The 17,088-nt window shown below is 64.7% G+C and carries 16 protein-coding genes; 11 read left to right on the top strand and 5 right to left on the bottom strand.

Going from position 1 to position 17,088, the window contains the following annotated elements; genetic code table 11:
* Positions 1–484: 484 nt before the first annotated feature.
* From ACE10W_RS21375 to ACE10W_RS21340, 8 genes are all read left to right on the top strand, one after another.
* Positions 485–1,714, top strand: a complete 1,230-nt coding sequence (locus tag ACE10W_RS21375; protein WP_375762767.1) for an OpgC domain-containing protein — start codon at positions 485–487, stop codon at positions 1,712–1,714.
* Complete coding sequence (locus tag ACE10W_RS21370) at positions 1,711–2,124, top strand: DUF1622 domain-containing protein (RefSeq protein WP_082757022.1); 414 nt, start codon at positions 1,711–1,713, stop codon at positions 2,122–2,124. The genes ACE10W_RS21375 and ACE10W_RS21370 overlap by 4 nt, the downstream gene beginning before the upstream one ends.
* Positions 2,102–2,956 carry a Spy/CpxP family protein refolding chaperone gene (locus ACE10W_RS21365; RefSeq protein WP_375761901.1) on the top strand — a complete coding sequence of 285 codons (855 nt, stop codon included), beginning with the start codon at positions 2,102–2,104 and terminating at the stop codon, positions 2,954–2,956. The genes ACE10W_RS21370 and ACE10W_RS21365 overlap by 23 nt, the downstream gene beginning before the upstream one ends.
* A gap of 23 nt (positions 2,957–2,979) precedes the next feature.
* Positions 2,980–4,929 carry an FAD-binding oxidoreductase gene (locus ACE10W_RS21360; RefSeq protein ID WP_375761900.1) on the top strand — a complete coding sequence of 650 codons (1,950 nt, stop codon included), beginning with the start codon at positions 2,980–2,982 and terminating at the stop codon, positions 4,927–4,929.
* A 1-nt stretch (position 4,930) separates the two neighbouring features.
* Positions 4,931–5,638: an iron reductase gene (locus tag ACE10W_RS21355; protein WP_375761899.1), complete on the top strand. Its 708-nt coding sequence runs from the start codon at positions 4,931–4,933 to the stop codon at positions 5,636–5,638.
* The gene (locus ACE10W_RS21350; protein ID WP_304568712.1) at positions 5,635–6,414 is read left to right on the top strand and encodes a class III cytochrome C family protein; all 780 of its coding nucleotides are present in this window, start codon (positions 5,635–5,637) and stop codon (positions 6,412–6,414) included. The genes ACE10W_RS21355 and ACE10W_RS21350 overlap by 4 nt, the downstream gene beginning before the upstream one ends.
* Complete coding sequence (locus ACE10W_RS21345) at positions 6,411–7,031, top strand: hypothetical protein (RefSeq protein WP_211433611.1); 621 nt, start codon at positions 6,411–6,413, stop codon at positions 7,029–7,031. The genes ACE10W_RS21350 and ACE10W_RS21345 overlap by 4 nt, the downstream gene beginning before the upstream one ends.
* Before the next feature lie 350 nt (positions 7,032–7,381).
* The gene (locus ACE10W_RS21340; RefSeq protein ID WP_028171794.1) at positions 7,382–7,993 is read left to right on the top strand and encodes an RNA polymerase sigma factor; all 612 of its coding nucleotides are present in this window, start codon (positions 7,382–7,384) and stop codon (positions 7,991–7,993) included.
* Here the strand turns inward: ACE10W_RS21340 and ACE10W_RS21335 are convergent.
* Complete coding sequence (locus tag ACE10W_RS21335) at positions 7,990–10,722, bottom strand: EAL domain-containing protein (protein ID WP_375761898.1); 2,733 nt, start codon at positions 10,720–10,722, stop codon at positions 7,990–7,992. The two genes, ACE10W_RS21340 and ACE10W_RS21335, sit on opposite strands and share 4 nt — an antisense overlap.
* A gap of 312 nt (positions 10,723–11,034) precedes the next feature.
* Here ACE10W_RS21335 and ACE10W_RS21330 point away from each other — a divergent pair, with 312 nt between their 5' ends.
* The gene (locus ACE10W_RS21330) at positions 11,035–11,199 is read left to right on the top strand and encodes a Flp family type IVb pilin (RefSeq protein WP_304568386.1); all 165 of its coding nucleotides are present in this window, start codon (positions 11,035–11,037) and stop codon (positions 11,197–11,199) included.
* Between the two features lie 11 nt (positions 11,200–11,210).
* Here the strand turns inward: ACE10W_RS21330 and moaC are convergent, their stop codons facing one another.
* Genes moaC through ACE10W_RS21310 form a run of 4 tightly spaced genes read right to left on the bottom strand, consistent with a single transcriptional unit; the run spans position 11,211 to position 15,483 of the window.
* On the bottom strand, positions 11,211–11,729 hold the full coding sequence (gene moaC, locus ACE10W_RS21325; protein ID WP_161534817.1) for a cyclic pyranopterin monophosphate synthase MoaC: 519 nt from the start codon (positions 11,727–11,729) through the stop codon (positions 11,211–11,213).
* A 1-nt stretch (position 11,730) separates the two neighbouring features.
* Positions 11,731–12,549: an indole-3-glycerol phosphate synthase TrpC gene (trpC, locus tag ACE10W_RS21320; RefSeq protein WP_304568387.1), complete on the bottom strand. Its 819-nt coding sequence runs from the start codon at positions 12,547–12,549 to the stop codon at positions 11,731–11,733.
* Between the two features lie 7 nt (positions 12,550–12,556).
* Positions 12,557–13,570 (bottom strand): anthranilate phosphoribosyltransferase, encoded by a 1,014-nt coding sequence (trpD, locus tag ACE10W_RS21315; protein ID WP_028171799.1) that lies wholly within the window; start codon positions 13,568–13,570, stop codon positions 12,557–12,559.
* Between the two features lie 14 nt (positions 13,571–13,584).
* A complete protein-coding gene (locus ACE10W_RS21310; RefSeq protein ID WP_304568388.1) occupies positions 13,585–15,483 on the bottom strand; it encodes a SurA N-terminal domain-containing protein in 1,899 nt (632 codons plus the stop codon).
* A gap of 223 nt (positions 15,484–15,706) precedes the next feature.
* Between ACE10W_RS21310 and tpiA the strand changes: the two genes are divergently transcribed.
* Together tpiA and secG are read left to right on the top strand one after the other, a co-directional pair.
* Positions 15,707–16,462: a triose-phosphate isomerase gene (tpiA, locus tag ACE10W_RS21305; RefSeq protein ID WP_375761897.1), complete on the top strand. Its 756-nt coding sequence runs from the start codon at positions 15,707–15,709 to the stop codon at positions 16,460–16,462.
* A 140-nt stretch (positions 16,463–16,602) separates the two neighbouring features.
* Positions 16,603–16,992 carry a preprotein translocase subunit SecG gene (gene secG, locus ACE10W_RS21300; protein ID WP_011087574.1) on the top strand — a complete coding sequence of 130 codons (390 nt, stop codon included), beginning with the start codon at positions 16,603–16,605 and terminating at the stop codon, positions 16,990–16,992.
* Positions 16,993–17,088: the final 96 nt, after the last annotated feature.

Below are 17,088 nucleotides of genomic sequence, written 5' to 3'. Positions count from 1 at the left end.
CTCCTGTTTGAACTTGTCGAGTTGGTGTCAATCAAGTCCCGGTGGCTTGACTGACAGGCAACCAAACCCGGAGCGCGATTGTCTAGGTTGAGCAAAATCAAATGTCGACGCGCGCACTTGCGTGCGCCGATGCGTGGATCGTCGAGTTGCAGCAGGCGACGGGAAGTATCGATCTTCTTACAGAAAAAAATTTGCATCGATCTCGCGAATTCGATGACTTCATGTCGTGCCCTCGATCACTTGCAGTGCCGGCAAGAGGCGTTGCTGGAAAGATGGCGATGTCGATCGAATGACTCGAGGACGAGAGGCGTCTCAACTCATTACAAGACCGCGCGAAAAAAAGATTTGGCCGGTGCATCGCTCGAGTTTGATGTCCGTCAAAAGAGCATCAACGACGCCACCTAGCGTGCCGGCTCGCGAGTGGATAGAGCATCGCGGCGCGGTTGCGATCCGCAAACATCGCGCAAGAATGGGAAGCACGCTCTTGATTGACGAGACGATCCAGGTGGCCGGTCGGCCGCTGCAAGTTGCATTTGTCCTGCGCCGCCGGCTCTGGGAGACGATCACGATCAGATCGGTGCTGGCCAAGCCCCGGCGCGATGTCCGGCTGGATTTGTTTCGCGGTCTGGCGAACTGGCTGATCTTCCTCGGACACATTCCGAATTCGGTGCTGGTCTGGTTCACGACGCGCAATTACGGCTTCAGCGACGGCGCCGATCTGTTCGTGTTGATCTCCGGCTACACCGCGACGTTCGTGTTCGGCACCATGATGATGGAACGTGGCTTCGTCATCGGGGCAACCCGGCTGCTGCGGCGGGTATGGCAGCTCTATGTCGCCCACCTTCTGCTGTTCTTCGTCTATCTCACCGCCGTGCATTACCTTGCGCACAGGTTCGACGACCTTCACCTGATGGATCAGTTCAACGTCGCGCCGCTGATGGACTTTCCCGTCGAGACGCTCTCGCAAGGCCTGGTCCTCAAGTTCAAACCGCTCAATCTCGACGTCCTGCCGCTCTACATCGTGCTGATGGCTGCGTTTCCCGTCGTGCTCTGGTTCATGTTGCGATGGCGGAACGCGGTGATGATCAGCTCGTTCGGTCTCTATCTGGCCGCCCGCCATTACGGCTGGAACTTGCCCGCCTATCCGGCCGGGGTCTGGTATTTCAATCCGTTTACCTGGCAACTGCTCTTCGTATTCGGGGCCTGGCTGGCATTGGGAGGGGCGACGGCAAGTCGCTGGCTGCTGTCGTCCCGCACGCTCCTTGTCATGAGCGGCGGCTTTCTGCTCTTCGCGCTTGTGATGACACTGGCCGAGCGAATTCCCGGACTCAGGGACTACATCCCCGAGGGACTCGTCGCCGTCTTCGTACCGAACGACAAGACCAATCTCAGCCCGTATCGGGTCATTCATCTGGCGAGCCTGGTGCTCATCGTCGTCTCGCTCGTTCCGATCGATTGGCCGGGACTGAAGTCGCCTTTCCTGCAGCCGTTGATTCGATGTGGCCAGCAATCCTTGCCCGTGTTCTGCGTCGGTCTCTTCCTTTCGTTCATCGCGCATTTCCTGCTTGATTTTGGATCGGAGGGAATCCCGGCTCAGCTCATCGTCGGAGCCGCGGGCCTCTGGATCATGACGGGCGTTGCCTACTACCGGACCTGGTCGAAGGGCGTGGACAGAAGCCGTTCGTCCGGGCAGGGCGGGGAGGCGGGCGAATGATAACTTCCGAGTTGATTTTCACCGAGGACGTGCAGGGCGTCATCCTGCATGGCCTGCACTGGACCGCATCGACGATCGAGCTGCTTGGCGTGGTGGTGATCGTGTGCGGCGTGGTTGCCGCAACGGTCTGGTCGTTGAACGAGATGCGGCGCGGTGCGCCTGCAGACGCATTTCGTTCCTATCGCGCGAACCTCGGTCGCGGCATCCTACTTGGCCTCGAATTCCTGATTGCCGCCGACATCATCGGAATGGTCGCGATCGTGCCGTCGTTCGACCGGCTCGGCATCCTGGCCTTGATCATCGTGATCCGCACTTTCCTGAGCTTCTCGCTCCAGATTGAAATCGAGGGGCGATGGCCGTGGCGAAGGCATGACAGGGAGGTGAGCGATGCAGCACGCGGCGGCCTTTGACGTCTCCGTGCGTAAGAGTTTCCGGCGCGTCGCGTCTATATGGCCTGACCCGCACTTCGCTGCCCTCATCGTCGATCTCGATGAGCAGACCACCATCCGAATCAAACCCTGGAGAATGACCATGAATCGTCCGAAGAAATTTGTCGTGAGCGCAGCCGCCCTTACCGTCCTCGTGCTGGGTCCGGGTGGACTGTCGTCCGCAGTCGCTGCAACCGATCTGACTCGCGTCGCGATGATGGACGACGACAAGATGTCGAAGATGCCCGCACCGTCGGATTCCAGCGGCAAGATGAATACGGGACAGCCATCGGGTCAGCCGCAGAACATGAGCGGCGGTCAGATGAACGACGACAAGATGAAGATGCCGCCGCAAGGCCAGATGCGGGACTGCCAGGGCGCCGGCTGCCGGGACAATTCCGGCATGATGCAGATGATGCAAATGATGGAGAAGATGATGCGCGGCCAGATGAGTTCGTCTGGCAGCAGCGGCGCGATGAGTGGCCCGGCGGACGTGACCGAGCGGCTCGAAGGGCGGATCGCATTTCTGAAGGCGGAATTGCAGATCAGCGACAAGCAGGCTGCCGATTGGAATAATGTGGCGGATGCCCTGCGGTCGAGCCGGCAGCACCTGCTGGATGCGCGCAAGATGCTCGCGATGGATGACAGGCTGGGAAGCGCGGACCGTCTGGAGCATTACGAGCGGCACCTGTCCGAGCGCCTGGAGGCGCTCAAGGCGGCTCGCGTGGCCTTCACGCGGCTCTACGCGTCGTTGAACGAGAGCCAGAAGCAGACCGCAGACACGATCCTGCTGCCTCTGATTGCGTCGTTCTGAGCGCTGGAATCGAGAGCGAGATCATGTTCGGTCTGCCCCTTCGATGTCGAGCCGGCCTGTCTGCGCTCGTCGTCCTCACGAGCCAGCTTGTGGCGAATGCCGCGCTCGCATCGGACTTCGGCCTCGGCCGCGCGCATCCGACAGGGCAGGTCGCTCGGGGTTGGGAGCTGGCGCAGGCAGAGGACGACCACGCCGCACATCATCCCGCAGCGTCCGGCTCCGCAGGCGGTGCGGCCGGCGCGCCGCCCGGCGGCGCCACGCCGGGGATGATGGGTGGAATGGACGGCATGATGGGCCGGCCGCGCAAGGAGTTTTATCCGGCATTGATGAATATGCCGGCGCTGTCCGCCGAACAGCGGAGCAATCTGGAGATCCAGGCGCGCGAGCGGATCAGCGCGGAGACCGATCGCTTTGCGGGTGCTGAGATGGATCTGCGGCACGCCATTGCCGGGAGCGACATCGTTGCCGCGGATCAGGCGGCGCGTCGGCTTCGCGAATCCCTGAACGCCGTCCAGAGTGGCGTGGTCGCGCTGCGCTCGCTGCACGAGGGCAAGCCGCCGCAGCAAATCGCACAGGCCTGGTTCAAATCGCAGATGAACCTCCTGCCTCGGCAAGGCGCCATGGATGGCGATGACGGCGCACCGGGGGTCTCCTGGTTTCACGTCACGACCATGGCGCTGCTGGTGCTGTTCTCGCTCGCGATGCTTGCCGTCTACCTCGCGCGCATGCGCCGGGCGAACGCGCTGGTCGATCGGCTGACACGCGCTGCGGTCGCTCCGGCTGCTGCCGCGCCCCTCGTGTCCCCGCCGGCCGCCGGCGTGCCGAACGACAAGCCCGAGGCGACATCCTCCCGGGAGACAGATCGCCATCCGCGGCGGGTTGAGGCGAGCCGCTCCTGGAAGGGCAAGCTGAGGATCTGCGCGATCTATCAGGAGACACCGAACGTGAAGACCTTTCGTCTGCAAGCACCAGACGGCGGCGCGATTCCGTTTGCATTCCTGCCGGGACAGTTCCTGACCTATGCCATCGAGATCGACGGACAGGCCGTCAGGCGTTCCTACACGATCGCATCGTCCGCCGCCCAGACCGCCTATGTCGAGACCACGATCAAGCGCGAAGACGGCGGGCTTCTGTCCGACTACATGCATGGCCACCTGAAGGAGGGAGACCTCGTTGAAGTGGCGGGCCCCTCCGGCGCCTTTACATTCACGGGCGTGGAAGCCGACAGCGTCGTCCTGATCGGTGGCGGGGTCGGCATCACGCCGCTGATGGCGGCGATCCGGTATCTCTCGGATATTGCATGGCCCGGCGAGATCTACCTCGTCTATGGCGCGCAGACGACCGAGCAATTCATTTTCCGGGACGAGCTGGAATATCTTCAGCGCAGGATGAACAATCTGCACGTCGCGGCCACGATGGTGCGGGCCGCGGGCACGTCGTGGATGGGAAGCGAGGGGCAGATCACGGCCGAGTTCCTGACGCAGGCCGTGCCCGATCTCGCCAGACGACGCGTTCACCTGTGCGGTCCGCCCGGAATGATGGACGCGCTCAGGAAGACGTTGATCGGGCTCGGCGTACCGCGCGAGCAGATCAAGACGGAGGCCTTTGGGCCGGCCCGCGGCGCCGTTCCACCTCCCGGCAAGGTCGCGGCCGAAGCGCAAATGCCGGCCGCCGAGGCGAGCAATCGAGGGGCTGCGACAGTCGGTCCTGCAACGGCCACCATTCGCTTTGCGACATCCGATAAGGTTGTGGCGCTGCCTCCGGACAAGAGCGTCCTGGAGGTGGCCGAGAGCGCGGGCGTTTCGATCGATTATTCCTGTCGGGTCGGGGTCTGCGGCGTCTGCAAGACGCATCTGTTGCAAGGAAACGTCACGATGGAGGTCCAGGACGCCTTGACCGCAGACGACAAGGCGAACGGTCTCATCCTGGCCTGCCAGGCGAGATCGGTCGGAGATCTGGTCGTCGAGGCCTGACATGATGGACGGGAGAGAGCGCCTGATCGCCGACGTCGTTCTGGCGGCCCTGTTGCTGCTGGTGCCGGCTTTCCTGCTGCACTCCGACAGCCGGTTCGCAGGCAGCCTGGCGGGCTTTGTCCTCGGGGCCGGTGCGGCCGTGCTGATGGTTCTCCTTCTCGTCTATCCGATGACGAAATACAGCGTGGGTTTGAAGGTCCTGGTCACGCGAGGCGTGTCGATGCCGACGCTCCTGGCGTTTCACGCCTATGCCGGAATCGTCGCAGCATTCTTCGCGCTTCTGCATACCGGTCACAAGTTTCAAAGTCCGCTTGGGATTGCCCTGGCGACCAGCATGCTGATCGTTGTCGTCACCGGATTTGTCGGGCGGTACTACCTGCCGCAAACCGCGATGGAGCTGCGCCAGCAGCAATCGCATCTGGCGACCTTGAGGTCGGCCTATGAGCACATTGCGTCGGCGATGTCGTCGCCCGATCGTGTGGTCCGTGAGGGGGACGCCGTGCCTGCATCGACGTTGCCGAATGTGCCCGTGCTGCAACTCGTCGATGGTATTTCCGATCTCGAATCGGCGATCGGATCCAGCGAAGCAATCAAGAAGATCTTCCTGAAGTGGATCGGGCTGCATGTCATGGCGGCGATCGTCATGTATGCGCTGCTGGCGGTGCATGTGGCGGCCGAGGTCTATTACGGGCTGCGGTGGCTGGCGTGACGATCAGGGGCGTGCTCTACGCCGTGGTCGCGACACTGGCCGTCGCAAGCGCGGCCGTCGTATCGATCGCTCTCTATCGGGGCAGCTCCGAGCTAGTCCCGGGCTGGACGAGATTTGTGATGCCCGGGCCGCTGTCCGGGAAGCACGCTTTTCTGTCCGACAGATGTGAGAGCTGCCACACGCCGGTCAGGGGCGTCGACGCAGCGGCCTGTATCTCCTGTCACGCGCCTTCCGCCGCGGATCTCGCCAAGCAGTCGACGGCGTTTCATGCCGCGGCGGGCACTCAATGTTCCGGCTGCCATCTCGAGCACATGGGCGACATGCGGCCGATCAGGATGGACCACGCGGCACTGCTGCAAGTCGCGGCGGCCGCCTCCGGCACGCAGTTGTTCGACCGGTCCGCAGCCGATCAATTGACTGCGGACCTGAAGGAGTTTCTCGGCCTGCCAAAGCCAGAACGGCGGGAAAAGGCTGCGCTCGACTGTGCCAGCTGCCACAGCAACCGGGAGCCGCACCGCGAATTGCTCGGACGGGACTGCGCGGATTGCCATGGGCTCGCGTCCTGGAAAATCGCCGGTTTCCTGCACCCCTCGCCGACTTCGAGGGACTGCGCCCAATGCCATCAGGCGCCGCCGAGCCACTACATGGGCCACTTCGTCATGATGGATCGGATGATCACGGGACAGGAGCACGCATCGGTCGATCAATGCTTTCTGTGTCACAGAACCGACTCGTTCAACGACATCAAAGGCGTCGGCTGGATGAAGCACCATTGACGGATTCGGTCACGCGACGGAGAGGGGTGCAATATATTACAGGGCTCGACGAAAGAAATCGGGAGCTGATTTCCGCGCCGCATCTGGCACGGCGCACGACTCTCATCGCCGTTCTTGCAATGTCGAAGCCGCGAGCGTCGTTTTCTGTTGGCCGTCACTGCAACCAGAGCTATATGTTTCCGGTCGGGACAGCAGGTGCAGGGATGATTGGCTTGCGAAAGCCAAGGCGAAGATGGTGGGGATGGCTTGTCGCCATCGCTTACTTGCTCGCGTCGATGACGCCGTCCCTCGCGATCTCGATCTCCCTCGACGTAGCGATGCAGTGCGACCATCCGAGCGATCAGGCTGGAGATGCGCATGAGCACGATCACGCTGGCGGATCGGCAGTACATTCGCATGACGTTGCGATGGCCGGGGATTGCGACGACGACGACCATGACCGGCCCGGCGAGCGGCATGCGACCTGCTGCGGCTCGGTGCTTTGCTTCAGCGCCGTGTGGCCGCAAGCTCCGGCCGTTGCGGAGTTCGTCGTGCCGCGCTCGCGCTGCGAAGCGCCGCCTGACGTGATCGGCGACGAAGGCACGTTCCGTCGCCACTACCGGCCCCCCATCGCCTGAGATAGCTCCTGAGAACCGGACTGCGTCGCTCCAGGTGCGAGCGCGGATCGACTCGTCTGCGAGAGGCACGTTGCCATGCGGATGACGACGATGCGCGCCAGGACCTCACACGCGGCGGAGTGACGGCGCCGGCCTCGGTGCTGTTCCCGCACGCTGCGTGCTGAGAGGAAGAACGCCGAAAGAGCGATCGCCGGTTTGCGGAAACAGAGGTCGCCACGTGAGCGCCGCTGTCGCAGCGATCGCTCGCGCCCCCTGTTCGGGAGGCTGCCGCGCCGGCTGATGGCAGCCGCGCCGTCGCGTTCCCGCTCCAACGAAGCGATCTACCGAATGTCATGCAAGGACGATGGGTCATGAAATCGCCGAACGAGAATCTGCCGATGCTGACAGCCGGCTCCCTGGAAGTGCAGGAGGCAGTCGTTCGTGCTGCCCTCGTCGGCAGCTACGATCGCCTTCGCAATTATTTGCAGCGGCGCTTTGGCGGGAAGGCGGAAGCGGAGGAGGTGCTCCAGGCGTTCATGTTGCGTGCACTGGAGCGATCCGGCGACATTCGTGATGCGGACTCGGTTCGAGGCTGGCTGAGCAGGGTCCTGGCCACGTCCATCGCAGACTTTCACCGCCAGGCATCAAGGAGCAGGACTCGCGAGATGCCTTTTCCGCATGAGCTCAACGACCGTCTTGCAGCCGATCAGGATTCCGCTGCGAATGCCGCGGTCTGCGAGTGTCTTCATACCCACCTGTCCCTGCTGAAGCCGGAGCATGCCGAAGTCATCAGAAGGGTGGATCTCGCCGGTGAGCCGCGGGAGCTGGTTGCGGCCGATCTGGGCGTGACCGTCAACAACCTGACCGTCCGCCTTCATCGCGCCCGGCACGCCCTGAAGGTGCGTCTGGAGCAGACCTGCGTTGTGTGTTTGGAGGAAAGCTTCTGGGAATGCCGCTGCGCTGATAACCGAGGTCCGACCTAGCCTGCCTCGCGGCGGCGACTCTCGTTGCCGCCGCGCTGGGCGAGCCGGCTGCGATGCAGTGCGAACAGCTCCAGCACCTTGTCCGCCGGCTTTGCGGCGCTGAACAGATAGCCCTGCATTTCGGAGCAGCCGAGCGTGCGGAGCAGGCGCTGCTGCTCCTCGGTCTCGACGCCCTCGGCGGTGGTGGTCATGCGGCGGGCAGCCGCCAGATTGACGACGGCCTGGACGATGCTGGCGGAGCCGTCGGGGCCGGCGATGTCGTTGACGAAGCAGCGGTCGATCTTGATCTTGTCGAACGGGAAGCGGTGCAGGTAGCTCAGCGAGGAGTAGCCGGTGCCGAAATCGTCGAGCGCGATGCGCACGCCGATGGTGCGGAGCTGGTGCAGGATCGCCAGCGCGGTGTCGTCGTCGCGGATCAGCACCGCCTCGGTGATCTCGAGCTCGAGCCGGCTGGCCGGAAAATTGGAGGCGGCGAGCGCCGCCATGATCTTCAGCGCCAGCGTGCCGCTCTTGAACTGCACCGGCGAGACGTTGACGGCGAGGCGGATGTCGTCGGGCCAGCTTGCGGCGTCGCGGCAGGCGGTGGCCAGCACCCATTCGCCGATCTCGTTGATCAGGCCGGTATCCTCCGCGATCGGGATGAACTCGGCCGGCGAGACCATGCCGCGCTCGGGATGGCGCCAGCGCACCAGTGCCTCGCAGCCGGTGATGCGGTCGTCCTTCAGGCCGAGGCAGGGCTGGTAATAGACCTCGAGGCCGCCTTCGAGCCCCCCTTGGGCGATGGCGTGGCGCAGGTCGATCTCGAGCTGCCGCCGCTCGCGGACCTTGGCGTCCATCTCCGGCTCGAAGAAGCGATAGGTGCGGCGTCCGGCGGATTTGGCGGCGTACATCGCCAGGTCCGCGTTCTTCAGGATCTGATCCAGCACCGTGCCGTGTCCCGGCGCCAGCGCGATGCCGATGCTGGCGTCGGTGGTGAGATGATGGCCCATGCAGTCGAAGGGAGCGCGGATGGCCTGGAAGACCCGGGCGACGAGATCGTTGACCTGGTCCGGCGACGTCACCGCGCCCTGCACGATGGCAAATTCGTCGCCGCCAAGCCGCGCCACGAAATCCGCCGGGCCCGCGCAGCGGCTGAGGCTCGTTGCGACCGATTTCAGGAGCTCGTCGCCGACGAGGTGGCCGAGCGCGTCGTTGACGCTCTTGAACTCGTCGATGTCGATGTAATGCACCGCGATCTCGTCGCCGTCGGTGATGGCGGCCAGCTCCTGGCGCAGATGCTCGTGGAACATGGCGCGGTTGGGCAGGTCGGTCAGCGCGTCATAATGGGCGAGGTGGGTGATGCGCTCCTCGATGCGCCGGCGCTCGGTGATGTCCTCGTGCGTCGCCACCCAGCCGCCGTCCGCGAGCGGCTCGTTGAGGATGTGGATCGAGCGCCCGTCGGCGGTGTCGACCACCATGGAGTTGCGCGCGTGGATGTCGCCCAGCACGCGCGCGACATAGCCGTCGACGTCGCCGGTGAACGAGCCGGTCGCGCTGCGGTGGGCGATGATGTCATGGAAGCTGGAGCCGGGCTTCACCACCTCGGGCGACAGGCCGTACATCTCGATATAGCGTTGGTTGCACACCACGAGCCGCTGCTCGGCGTCGAACAGCAGCAGGCCCTGGGTCATGTTGTTGACGGCGCGGTCGAGACGCTGCTTTTCCAGCGTCAGCCGTTCCCGCGAGAGGCGGTGCTGCTCCAGAAGCTTGCGCACGATCGCGATCAGCACGCCGGCGATGGCGAGCGCGGAAGAGGCGGCGACCGAGATCAGGATGCCGATCTGCTCGCGCCAGTCCGTCAGGGCCGCCGCGCGCGTCGTGGTGGCCATCATCAGGATCGGGAAGTGGGGCAGGGCGTGCGAGGCGATCAGGCGGTCCTCGCCGTCGACGGGGCTGACGAAGCGTCCGGCAAAATGGTCGAGGCCGAAGACTCGCTGCTGCGAGAACGGGCCGTTCCTGAAGTTCCGTCCCATCAATTCGCCCGAATGCGGGTAGCGGGCGAGCAGCGTGCCGTCACGATGCAGCATCGAGATGGTCGCGCCTTCGCCGAGCACGACGGACTCGAAGAATTTCTCGAAGTTGGCCGGCTCGATGCCGCGTCCGACCACGCCCATGAACTCGCCGTTCGGGCCGACGATCTTGCGGACGATCAGGATGGTCCAGGCGCCCGAGATGCGGCTGTGCACCGGCTCGATCAGGACGTCGGGCGCATCGGGGGCATATCGGAAGGTGCGGAAATAGGCGCGGTCGGCGACGTTGACCTTCGGAGCCGGCCACGCCGTCGACGAGTTGATCAGATTGCCTTCGGCGTCGATGACGTTGACGCCGCCCATGTAGGGAAGCGCCTCGATCTTCGAGCGCAGCAGGCGGTGGATGTCCTGGCCGGAAAGGCGCTTGCGATAGTCGTCCGCGCTGGCAATGCCGATCGCGCGAACGTGGTCGACAAAATCCTTCTGGATGACCGCGAAATCCTGCAATTGCTGGTCGAAATGATGGGCGAGCATCAGCACGGTGTTTTCGAGCTCGCGGCCGGAGTTGCGCAGCGCGCGCTCGCGGAAGTTCTGCGCCATCAGGACCGCGCCGACGGCGATCGCGGCGATCAGCAGCGTGCCGCCAACGACCAGCCAGCGGATCGGCCCGCTGCGCACGAAGACCTGGTCAAAGAGGCGACTGCCGTATTTCGTCATCATGTGGATCGTTGCCGCGCACACGCCAGGATCAATTCTTGATCCTCAAAACATCCGTTGGTTTACGGGAACGGTGTGGAGGCGAAGTTAGGAAGCGCGGTTAATGCGACATGAATGCCCACAGGCAAAAGCAATCGATACGCGGGATGCAGGACGTGCAGGAATTGCCGCAAGGATCCTGCGACGCCGGTCAATTCCTGCCGGCCGCACGATGATCAACCAAGGCTTAACCATCTAACATGCTGACGATCCTCAAGCCGGCGTTGGCACGTGATTTGCGAACACGCATGCCAACGACACAGAGAGGGCGCGACGATGAAAAACACCTTGAAGAACTTCCTCGCCGACGAGCGTGGCGCGACCGCGATCGAATACGGGCTCATTGCAGCCGGCATCGCGCTTGCGATCATCACCGTCGTGAACGGCATGGGCAGCAAGCTCAACACGAAATTCGGATCGATCAGCACTTCGCTGAAGTGAGAACCGCGCGCTCAGGCGCGGTAGTGGCCGGACTTGCCGCCGAGCTTCTCGACGAGATGGATGCCCTCGATGCGCACGCCGCGCTCGACGGCCTTGATCATATCGTAGATGGTGAGGCAGGCGACGGACACGGCCGTGAGCGCCTCCATCTCGACGCCGGTCGGGCCCGTCACCTTCACGCTGGCACGGACGAGGCAGCCCGGCAGCTTGGCGTCGGGCTCGATATCGACCGTGACCTTCGACAGCGCGAGCGGATGGCAGAGCGGGATCAGCTCCGAGGTGCGCTTGGCGGCCATGATGCCGGCGATGCGCGCGGTGCCGAGCACGTCGCCCTTCTTGGCATTGCCCGAGACGATCAGGTCCAGCGTCGCCCTGGTCATGAGGACGCGGCCTTCCGCGACCGCAAGCCGTTCGGTCGCGGGCTTGTCCGAGACGTCCACCATCCGCGCCTCGCCGGAGGCGCCGATATGGGTGAGGGCAGGGCCGGACTTTGTTTTCGACGGCCTTGTCTTGGACGGCTTGCGCGCCATGTCAGCGCGTACCGGTCGCGCGGGCTGTCTCGCGCGCGAGCAGCGTACGCGTGGCGGCGGTCACGTCAGCCTGCCGCATCAGGCTCTCGCCGACCAGGAAGGTCGACATGCCGACGTGCTCGAGCCGGGCGAGGTCGGCGGGCGTGAAGATGCCGCTCTCGCCGACCATCAGCCTGTCCCCGGGAATCAGCGGCGCCAATGCTTCGCTGGTCGCGAGCGTGGTCTCGAAGGTGCGCAGGTTCCGGTTGTTGACGCCGATCATCGGCGAGCGCAGCTTGAGCGCGCGGTCGAGCTCGGCGCGGTCATGGATCTCGATCAGCACATCCATGCCATAGGCGATAGCTGTGTCTTCCAGGTCCTTGGCGATGGCGTCGTCGAGCGCGGCCATGATGATCAGGATGCAATCGGCGCCATGCGCGCGGGCTTCGACCACCTGATAGGCGTCGAACATGAAATCCTTGCGCAGCACCGGCAGTGACGTCGCCGCACGCGCGGCCACCATGAAGTCGAGATGACCCTGGAACGACGGCGTGTCCGTCAGCACCGAGAGGCAGGCGGCACCGCCGGCCTCATAGGCCTTGGCAAGCTCCGGCGGATCGAAATCGGCGCGGATCAGCCCCTTCGACGGCGAGGCCTTCTTGACCTCGGCGATCAGCGCGAAGTCGCCATTGGTGTGCTTGGCCTTGATGGCGCGCAGGAAGCCGCGCGGTGCGGCCTGCGCCTTGGCCGCCTCTTCGACGACGGAGAGCGGCTGCGCGCGCTTGGCGGCGGCGATCTCTTCGCGCTTGTACGTCTCGATCTTGGTCAGGATGTCCGACATGTCAGGCTCAGCCGTTGGAGACCGCGATCAGATGCTTCAGCCGCGCGTTGGCTGCGCCGCTGTCGAGCGATTTCGCGCCGATCGCGACGCCCTCCTTGAGGTCCTTGGCACGCCCGGCCACGACCAGCGCGGCGGCCGCGTTCATCAGCGCCACGTCGCGGTAGGCGCTCGGCTTGCCGTTGAGCACGCTTTGCAGCGCAATCGCATTGGCGTCGGCGTCACCGCCCTTGAGCGCACCGGGCTCACAGCGCGGCAGCCCCGCTTCCTCCGGCGTCACCTCGAAATTCCTGATCTCGCCATTGTGGAGCGAGGATACGAAAGTCGGGCCGGTGAGGGTGATTTCGTCGAGGCCGTCGGAGCCGTGCACCACCCAGGCGGATTCAGAGCCGAGGTTCTTGAGCACCTGCGCCAGCGGCTGCACCCATTGCCGCGAGAACACGCCGACCATCTGGCGCTTCACGCCGGCCGGATTGGACAACGGGCCGAGCAGGTTGAAGATCGTGCGGGTGGCGAGCTCGACCCGGGTCGGGCCGACATTCTTCATCGCGGGATGATGGGCAGGGGCGAACATGAAGCCGATGCCGCATTCGCGCACGCAGCGCCCGACCTGCTCCGGCCTGAGGTCGATCCTCACCCCGAGCGAAGCCAGCACGTCGGCGGCGCCCGAGCGCGACGACAGCGCGCGGTTGCCGTGCTTGGCCACCGGCACTCCGGCGCCCGAGACGATGAATGAGGCGCAGGTCGAGACGTTAACCGAGCCGGAGCCGTCGCCGCCGGTGCCGACGATGTCGACGGCGTCCGGCGGTGCGGTCACGGTCAGCATCTTGGAGCGCATCGCCGCGACCGCGCCGGTGATCTCGTCCACGGTCTCGCCGCGCACCCGCAGCGCCATCAAGAGGCCACCCATCTGCGAGGGGGTGGCTTCGCCCGACATCATGGCGTCGAAGGCGGAAGCCGCTTCGTCACGCGACAGGCTGGCGCCGGTCGCCACTTTTCCAATGATCGATTTCAGGTCGTCCATCGCGTGCTTTCAACTCACTGGTTCGCGCCGGTCACCTGCGCGAAGGCGGCCTGATTAATGGTGGTCCCGATGTCGGTTTCAAGCTTGTTGACGTAGGAAGCGACCTGCTCCTCGGTCTGCGCCCGGTCGAGGCTCTCCCTCAGCTTCTTCACCGCGTCGGAGGCGGCGTCGACCGTGGGATCGACGATGTCGGTGACGCGGAAGACGATCACCTCGCTGCCGCCGCTCACGGGCGTCTGTCCGACGCCGTCCTTGGCGGTGCGGAAGGCGGCCGCAACGACGGTCGCGGGCACGCCGGCGGGCGAGTCGTCGCGCTTGAAGCCGGTCGCGGTCTCGACCTTGGCGCCGACCGCGGCGGCTTCATCGGCAAGCTTGCCGCCCGCTTCGAGCTTCTGCACCATCTCGGTCGCCTTGGCCTTCAGCTTGGTCGCGATCTGGTCCTGGCGCCAGCGCGCCTCGACCTGGTCGCGGACCTCGTCGAGGTTGCGATCGCGCGAGGGCGTGATGGCGAGCACGTCGTACCAGACGTAGCCGCCCTTGAACGAGATCGCGTCATTGTCGACGCCGACGTCGGTATTGAAGGCCTGCGATACCACGTCGAGGCCCTGCGGGATGTTGGCGACCGGCTGGCCGTTCGGGGCGCGGCCGGAGCGGTCGACGGCGTCGATGGTGACGGCAGTGAGGCCGAGCTTCTGCGCCGCGTCGATCACGGTGGCGCCGCCACCGCGCTCGTCTTCCATCTTGTCGCGGAGATCGGCGACCTTGACGCGCGCGCGCTCGGTGGCGATCTCGCGCTTGATGTCGCCGACGAGGCTGGCGTAGTTCGCCTCGACGCCCGGCTCGATCTTGTCGACCTTGACGATCGCGGTGCCGAGACGGCCCTGGATCGGCTGGCTGATTTCACCTGCGGGGAGCGCGAAGGCGGCATCGCCAACCGCCGGGTCGAGCGACGATTTGGTCACGAGCCCGAGATCGACGTCGGATGCGCTCAGTCCGCGCTCCTTGCCGAGATCCTCGAACGACATTCCACCGGCGAGGCGCTCGCGGGCGGTCTGCGCCTCGGCCGCGTTGGGAAACACGATCTGGTGGATCTGGCGCTTCTCGGGCGTGCCGAGCCGGTCCTTGCGCTGGTCGAACAGTTTCTTCGCGTCCTCGTCGGAGACTTCGCTCCACTTGCCGATCTCTTCCGGCGAGATCACGACGAAGGCGATCTTGCGATATTCGGGCGCGCGGAACTGGACCTTGTGATCCTCGAAATAGGCGGCGAGCGCCTCGGGCGAGGGCGCATCGATGGTGCCTGCCTGCGCGGCGTCGAGCCGTGCGAACTCAATGGCGCGCTGCTCGTTCTGGAAGCGCGTCAGCACGTCGATCATCGCCTTCGGCGGCTCGAGACCCGCGCCGATCGTGCCGGTGAGCTGCCGGCGCAGCGACACCTTGCGCTGCTCGGAGACGTAGCGCTGCTCGGTATAGCCGAAGTTGCGGATCACGGCCTGGAAGCGGTTCGCATCGAAGCTGCCGCCGACGCCCTTGAAGTTGGGGTCGTTCATGATGACCTGGCGGATCTGGTCGTCCGACTGGCCGAGCCCGAGCCGGCGTGCCTCTTCGTCGAGGGCAGCTTCCGCGATCGTCTGCTGGAGCACCTGACGGTCGAGGCCGAAGGCGCGGGCCTGATCAGGCGTCAGCGGACGGCCGAACTGGCGGCTGATCTGTTGCAGGCGGTCGGTATAGATCTGGCGGAACTCGTTCAGCGAAATCTCGGTGCGGCCGATCTTGGCCACCGTGGACTGTCCGAAGCCGCGGAAGATGTCGGCGATGCCCCAAATGCCGAAACTGATGATCAACACGCCCATCACCACGGCCATAATGGTCTTGCCGAGCCAGTTTGATGAGGCCTTGCGCATTCCTCGAAGCATTTGGTCCAACTTGTTTGGCAGGAGGGGAACGGGAGCGCGTCTTAATGCAGATTCCGCAAAAGCGCGTCACCAAATTGATAGATCATCATAAAGTGGCGGCTTTCCCCCCGCAACCTCAGGTCACGCGGCCTCGCGAAGCTGCGGTTAAAAGCCCTTAGGTCTCTGGAACTGCCGCAGCACCTCTGCTAGCGCATGCACAAACCTCATTTTGCTGGAAATTGACATGACCGACGCCATCCGACCGCTGATCGCCGGCAACTGGAAAATGAACGGCCTGAAGGCCTCCGCTGCCGAATTCGACGCCATGCTCAATGGCGCGGCAGACGTGGCCGCCAAGGCCGATCTGCTGGTCTGCCCGCCGGCGACCCTGATCGCGGCCTTTGCCGACAAGGCGCACGGCAAGAAGGTCGCGGTTGGGGCCCAGGATTGCAACCCCAAGGCCTCCGGCGCCCATACCGGCGATATCGCCGCCGAAATGCTGGCGGATGCGGGCGCGACCGCCATCATCGTCGGCCATTCCGAGCGCCGCGCCGACCATGGCGAGGGCGATGCTTTGGTGCGGCAGAAGGCGGAAGCCGCCTGGCGGGCCGGGCTGACGGCGATCGTCTGCATCGGCGAGACGCAAGCCCAGCGCGATGCCGGCCAGACCCTGGACATCCTGCGCGGCCAGCTCGACGGCTCGCTGCCGGACGGCTCTACCGCGGCCAACCTGGTCGTGGCCTATGAGCCAGTCTGGGCAATCGGCACCGGCCTGACCCCCACGGCCCAGGATGTCGAGCAGATTCATGGGTTTATCCGGGAATTCCTGACCTCCCGGTTTAGGGCGGATGGGGCGAAGATGCGGATCCTCTATGGCGGTTCGGTCAAGCCCTCGAACGCGGCCGAGCTGATGGCCGTGAAGAACGTCAACGGGGCGCTGGTCGGCGGCGCCAGCCTCAAGGCGGCCGATTTCCTTGCGATCGCCAAGGGCTGCCCCTAGCTAACCCAAACCGTTGGTCCGGACCCGATCGGGGGTGGCAATGCCGTTTCCGATCGTGTAACACCGCGCAACTTCAGGAAAACCCGCGAAGCGCGATCGGCCGCCGTCTCGGCGCTGTCGGCTTGTGACGGAAGGGCACTATGCAGACTGTTGTCATCGTCATCCATCTCATGATCGTCGCCGTCATGATCGGCGCCGTCCTGCTCCAGAAGTCGGAAGGCGGCGGCCTCGGCATGGGCGGAGGCGCGGGCTTCATGTCGAGCCGCGGCACCGCGAATCTTCTGTCGCGGACGACCGCGATCCTCGCCGCCGGCTTCTTCGTGACCAGCCTGTTCCTGTCCTGGTACGCCGGCTACAACCGCGCGCCTTCGTCGATCATTGGCCAGCCGGCATCGCAGGGCCAGCCGGCCGGCGGATCGCCGATTGCGCCGCCGACCTCGGGCGGCATCCTGGATTCGCTGAAGAAGGCCGACGAGCAGCAGCAGGCTCCGGCAGCGCCGAGCGGCCCGCAGGTGCCTCGCTCGCAATAAAGCAGGGGGGCCATGCAGGGCGGCTTCTACCGTCCTGCGTCAACAATCCCCATCAAGGCTCTGTTACCATTCTTAGTTCTGGCTCACCCACAGGCC

It is taken from the genome of Bradyrhizobium sp. B025 (genome assembly GCF_042257955.1).
Lineage (GTDB): Bacteria > Pseudomonadota > Alphaproteobacteria > Rhizobiales > Xanthobacteraceae > Bradyrhizobium > Bradyrhizobium diazoefficiens.
This window is presented reverse-complemented; position numbering and strand designations above follow the sequence as displayed.

What these genes read in the sequence shown, in the direction of transcription:
- ACE10W_RS21370 (WP_082757022.1), top strand. Translation starts at nt 1,711, where the DNA reads ATGATAACTTCCGAGTTGATTTTCACCGAGGACGTGCAGGGCGTCATC.
- ACE10W_RS21365 (WP_375761901.1), top strand. Translation starts at nt 2,102, where the DNA reads ATGCAGCACGCGGCGGCCTTTGACGTCTCCGTGCGTAAGAGTTTCCGG.
- ACE10W_RS21360 (WP_375761900.1), top strand. Translation starts at nt 2,980, where the DNA reads ATGTTCGGTCTGCCCCTTCGATGTCGAGCCGGCCTGTCTGCGCTCGTC.
- ACE10W_RS21355 (WP_375761899.1), top strand. Translation starts at nt 4,931, where the DNA reads ATGATGGACGGGAGAGAGCGCCTGATCGCCGACGTCGTTCTGGCGGCC.
- ACE10W_RS21340 (WP_028171794.1), top strand. Translation starts at nt 7,382, where the DNA reads ATGAAATCGCCGAACGAGAATCTGCCGATGCTGACAGCCGGCTCCCTG.
- ACE10W_RS21335 (WP_375761898.1), bottom strand. Translation starts at nt 10,722, where the DNA reads ATGATGACGAAATACGGCAGTCGCCTCTTTGACCAGGTCTTCGTGCGC.
- ACE10W_RS21330 (WP_304568386.1), top strand. Translation starts at nt 11,035, where the DNA reads ATGAAAAACACCTTGAAGAACTTCCTCGCCGACGAGCGTGGCGCGACC.
- moaC (WP_161534817.1), bottom strand. Translation starts at nt 11,729, where the DNA reads ATGGCGCGCAAGCCGTCCAAGACAAGGCCGTCGAAAACAAAGTCCGGC.
- trpC (WP_304568387.1), bottom strand. Translation starts at nt 12,549, where the DNA reads ATGTCGGACATCCTGACCAAGATCGAGACGTACAAGCGCGAAGAGATC.
- trpD (WP_028171799.1), bottom strand. Translation starts at nt 13,570, where the DNA reads ATGGACGACCTGAAATCGATCATTGGAAAAGTGGCGACCGGCGCCAGC.
- ACE10W_RS21310 (WP_304568388.1), bottom strand. Translation starts at nt 15,483, where the DNA reads ATGCTTCGAGGAATGCGCAAGGCCTCATCAAACTGGCTCGGCAAGACC.
- tpiA (WP_375761897.1), top strand. Translation starts at nt 15,707, where the DNA reads ATGACCGACGCCATCCGACCGCTGATCGCCGGCAACTGGAAAATGAAC.
- secG (WP_011087574.1), top strand. Translation starts at nt 16,603, where the DNA reads ATGCAGACTGTTGTCATCGTCATCCATCTCATGATCGTCGCCGTCATG.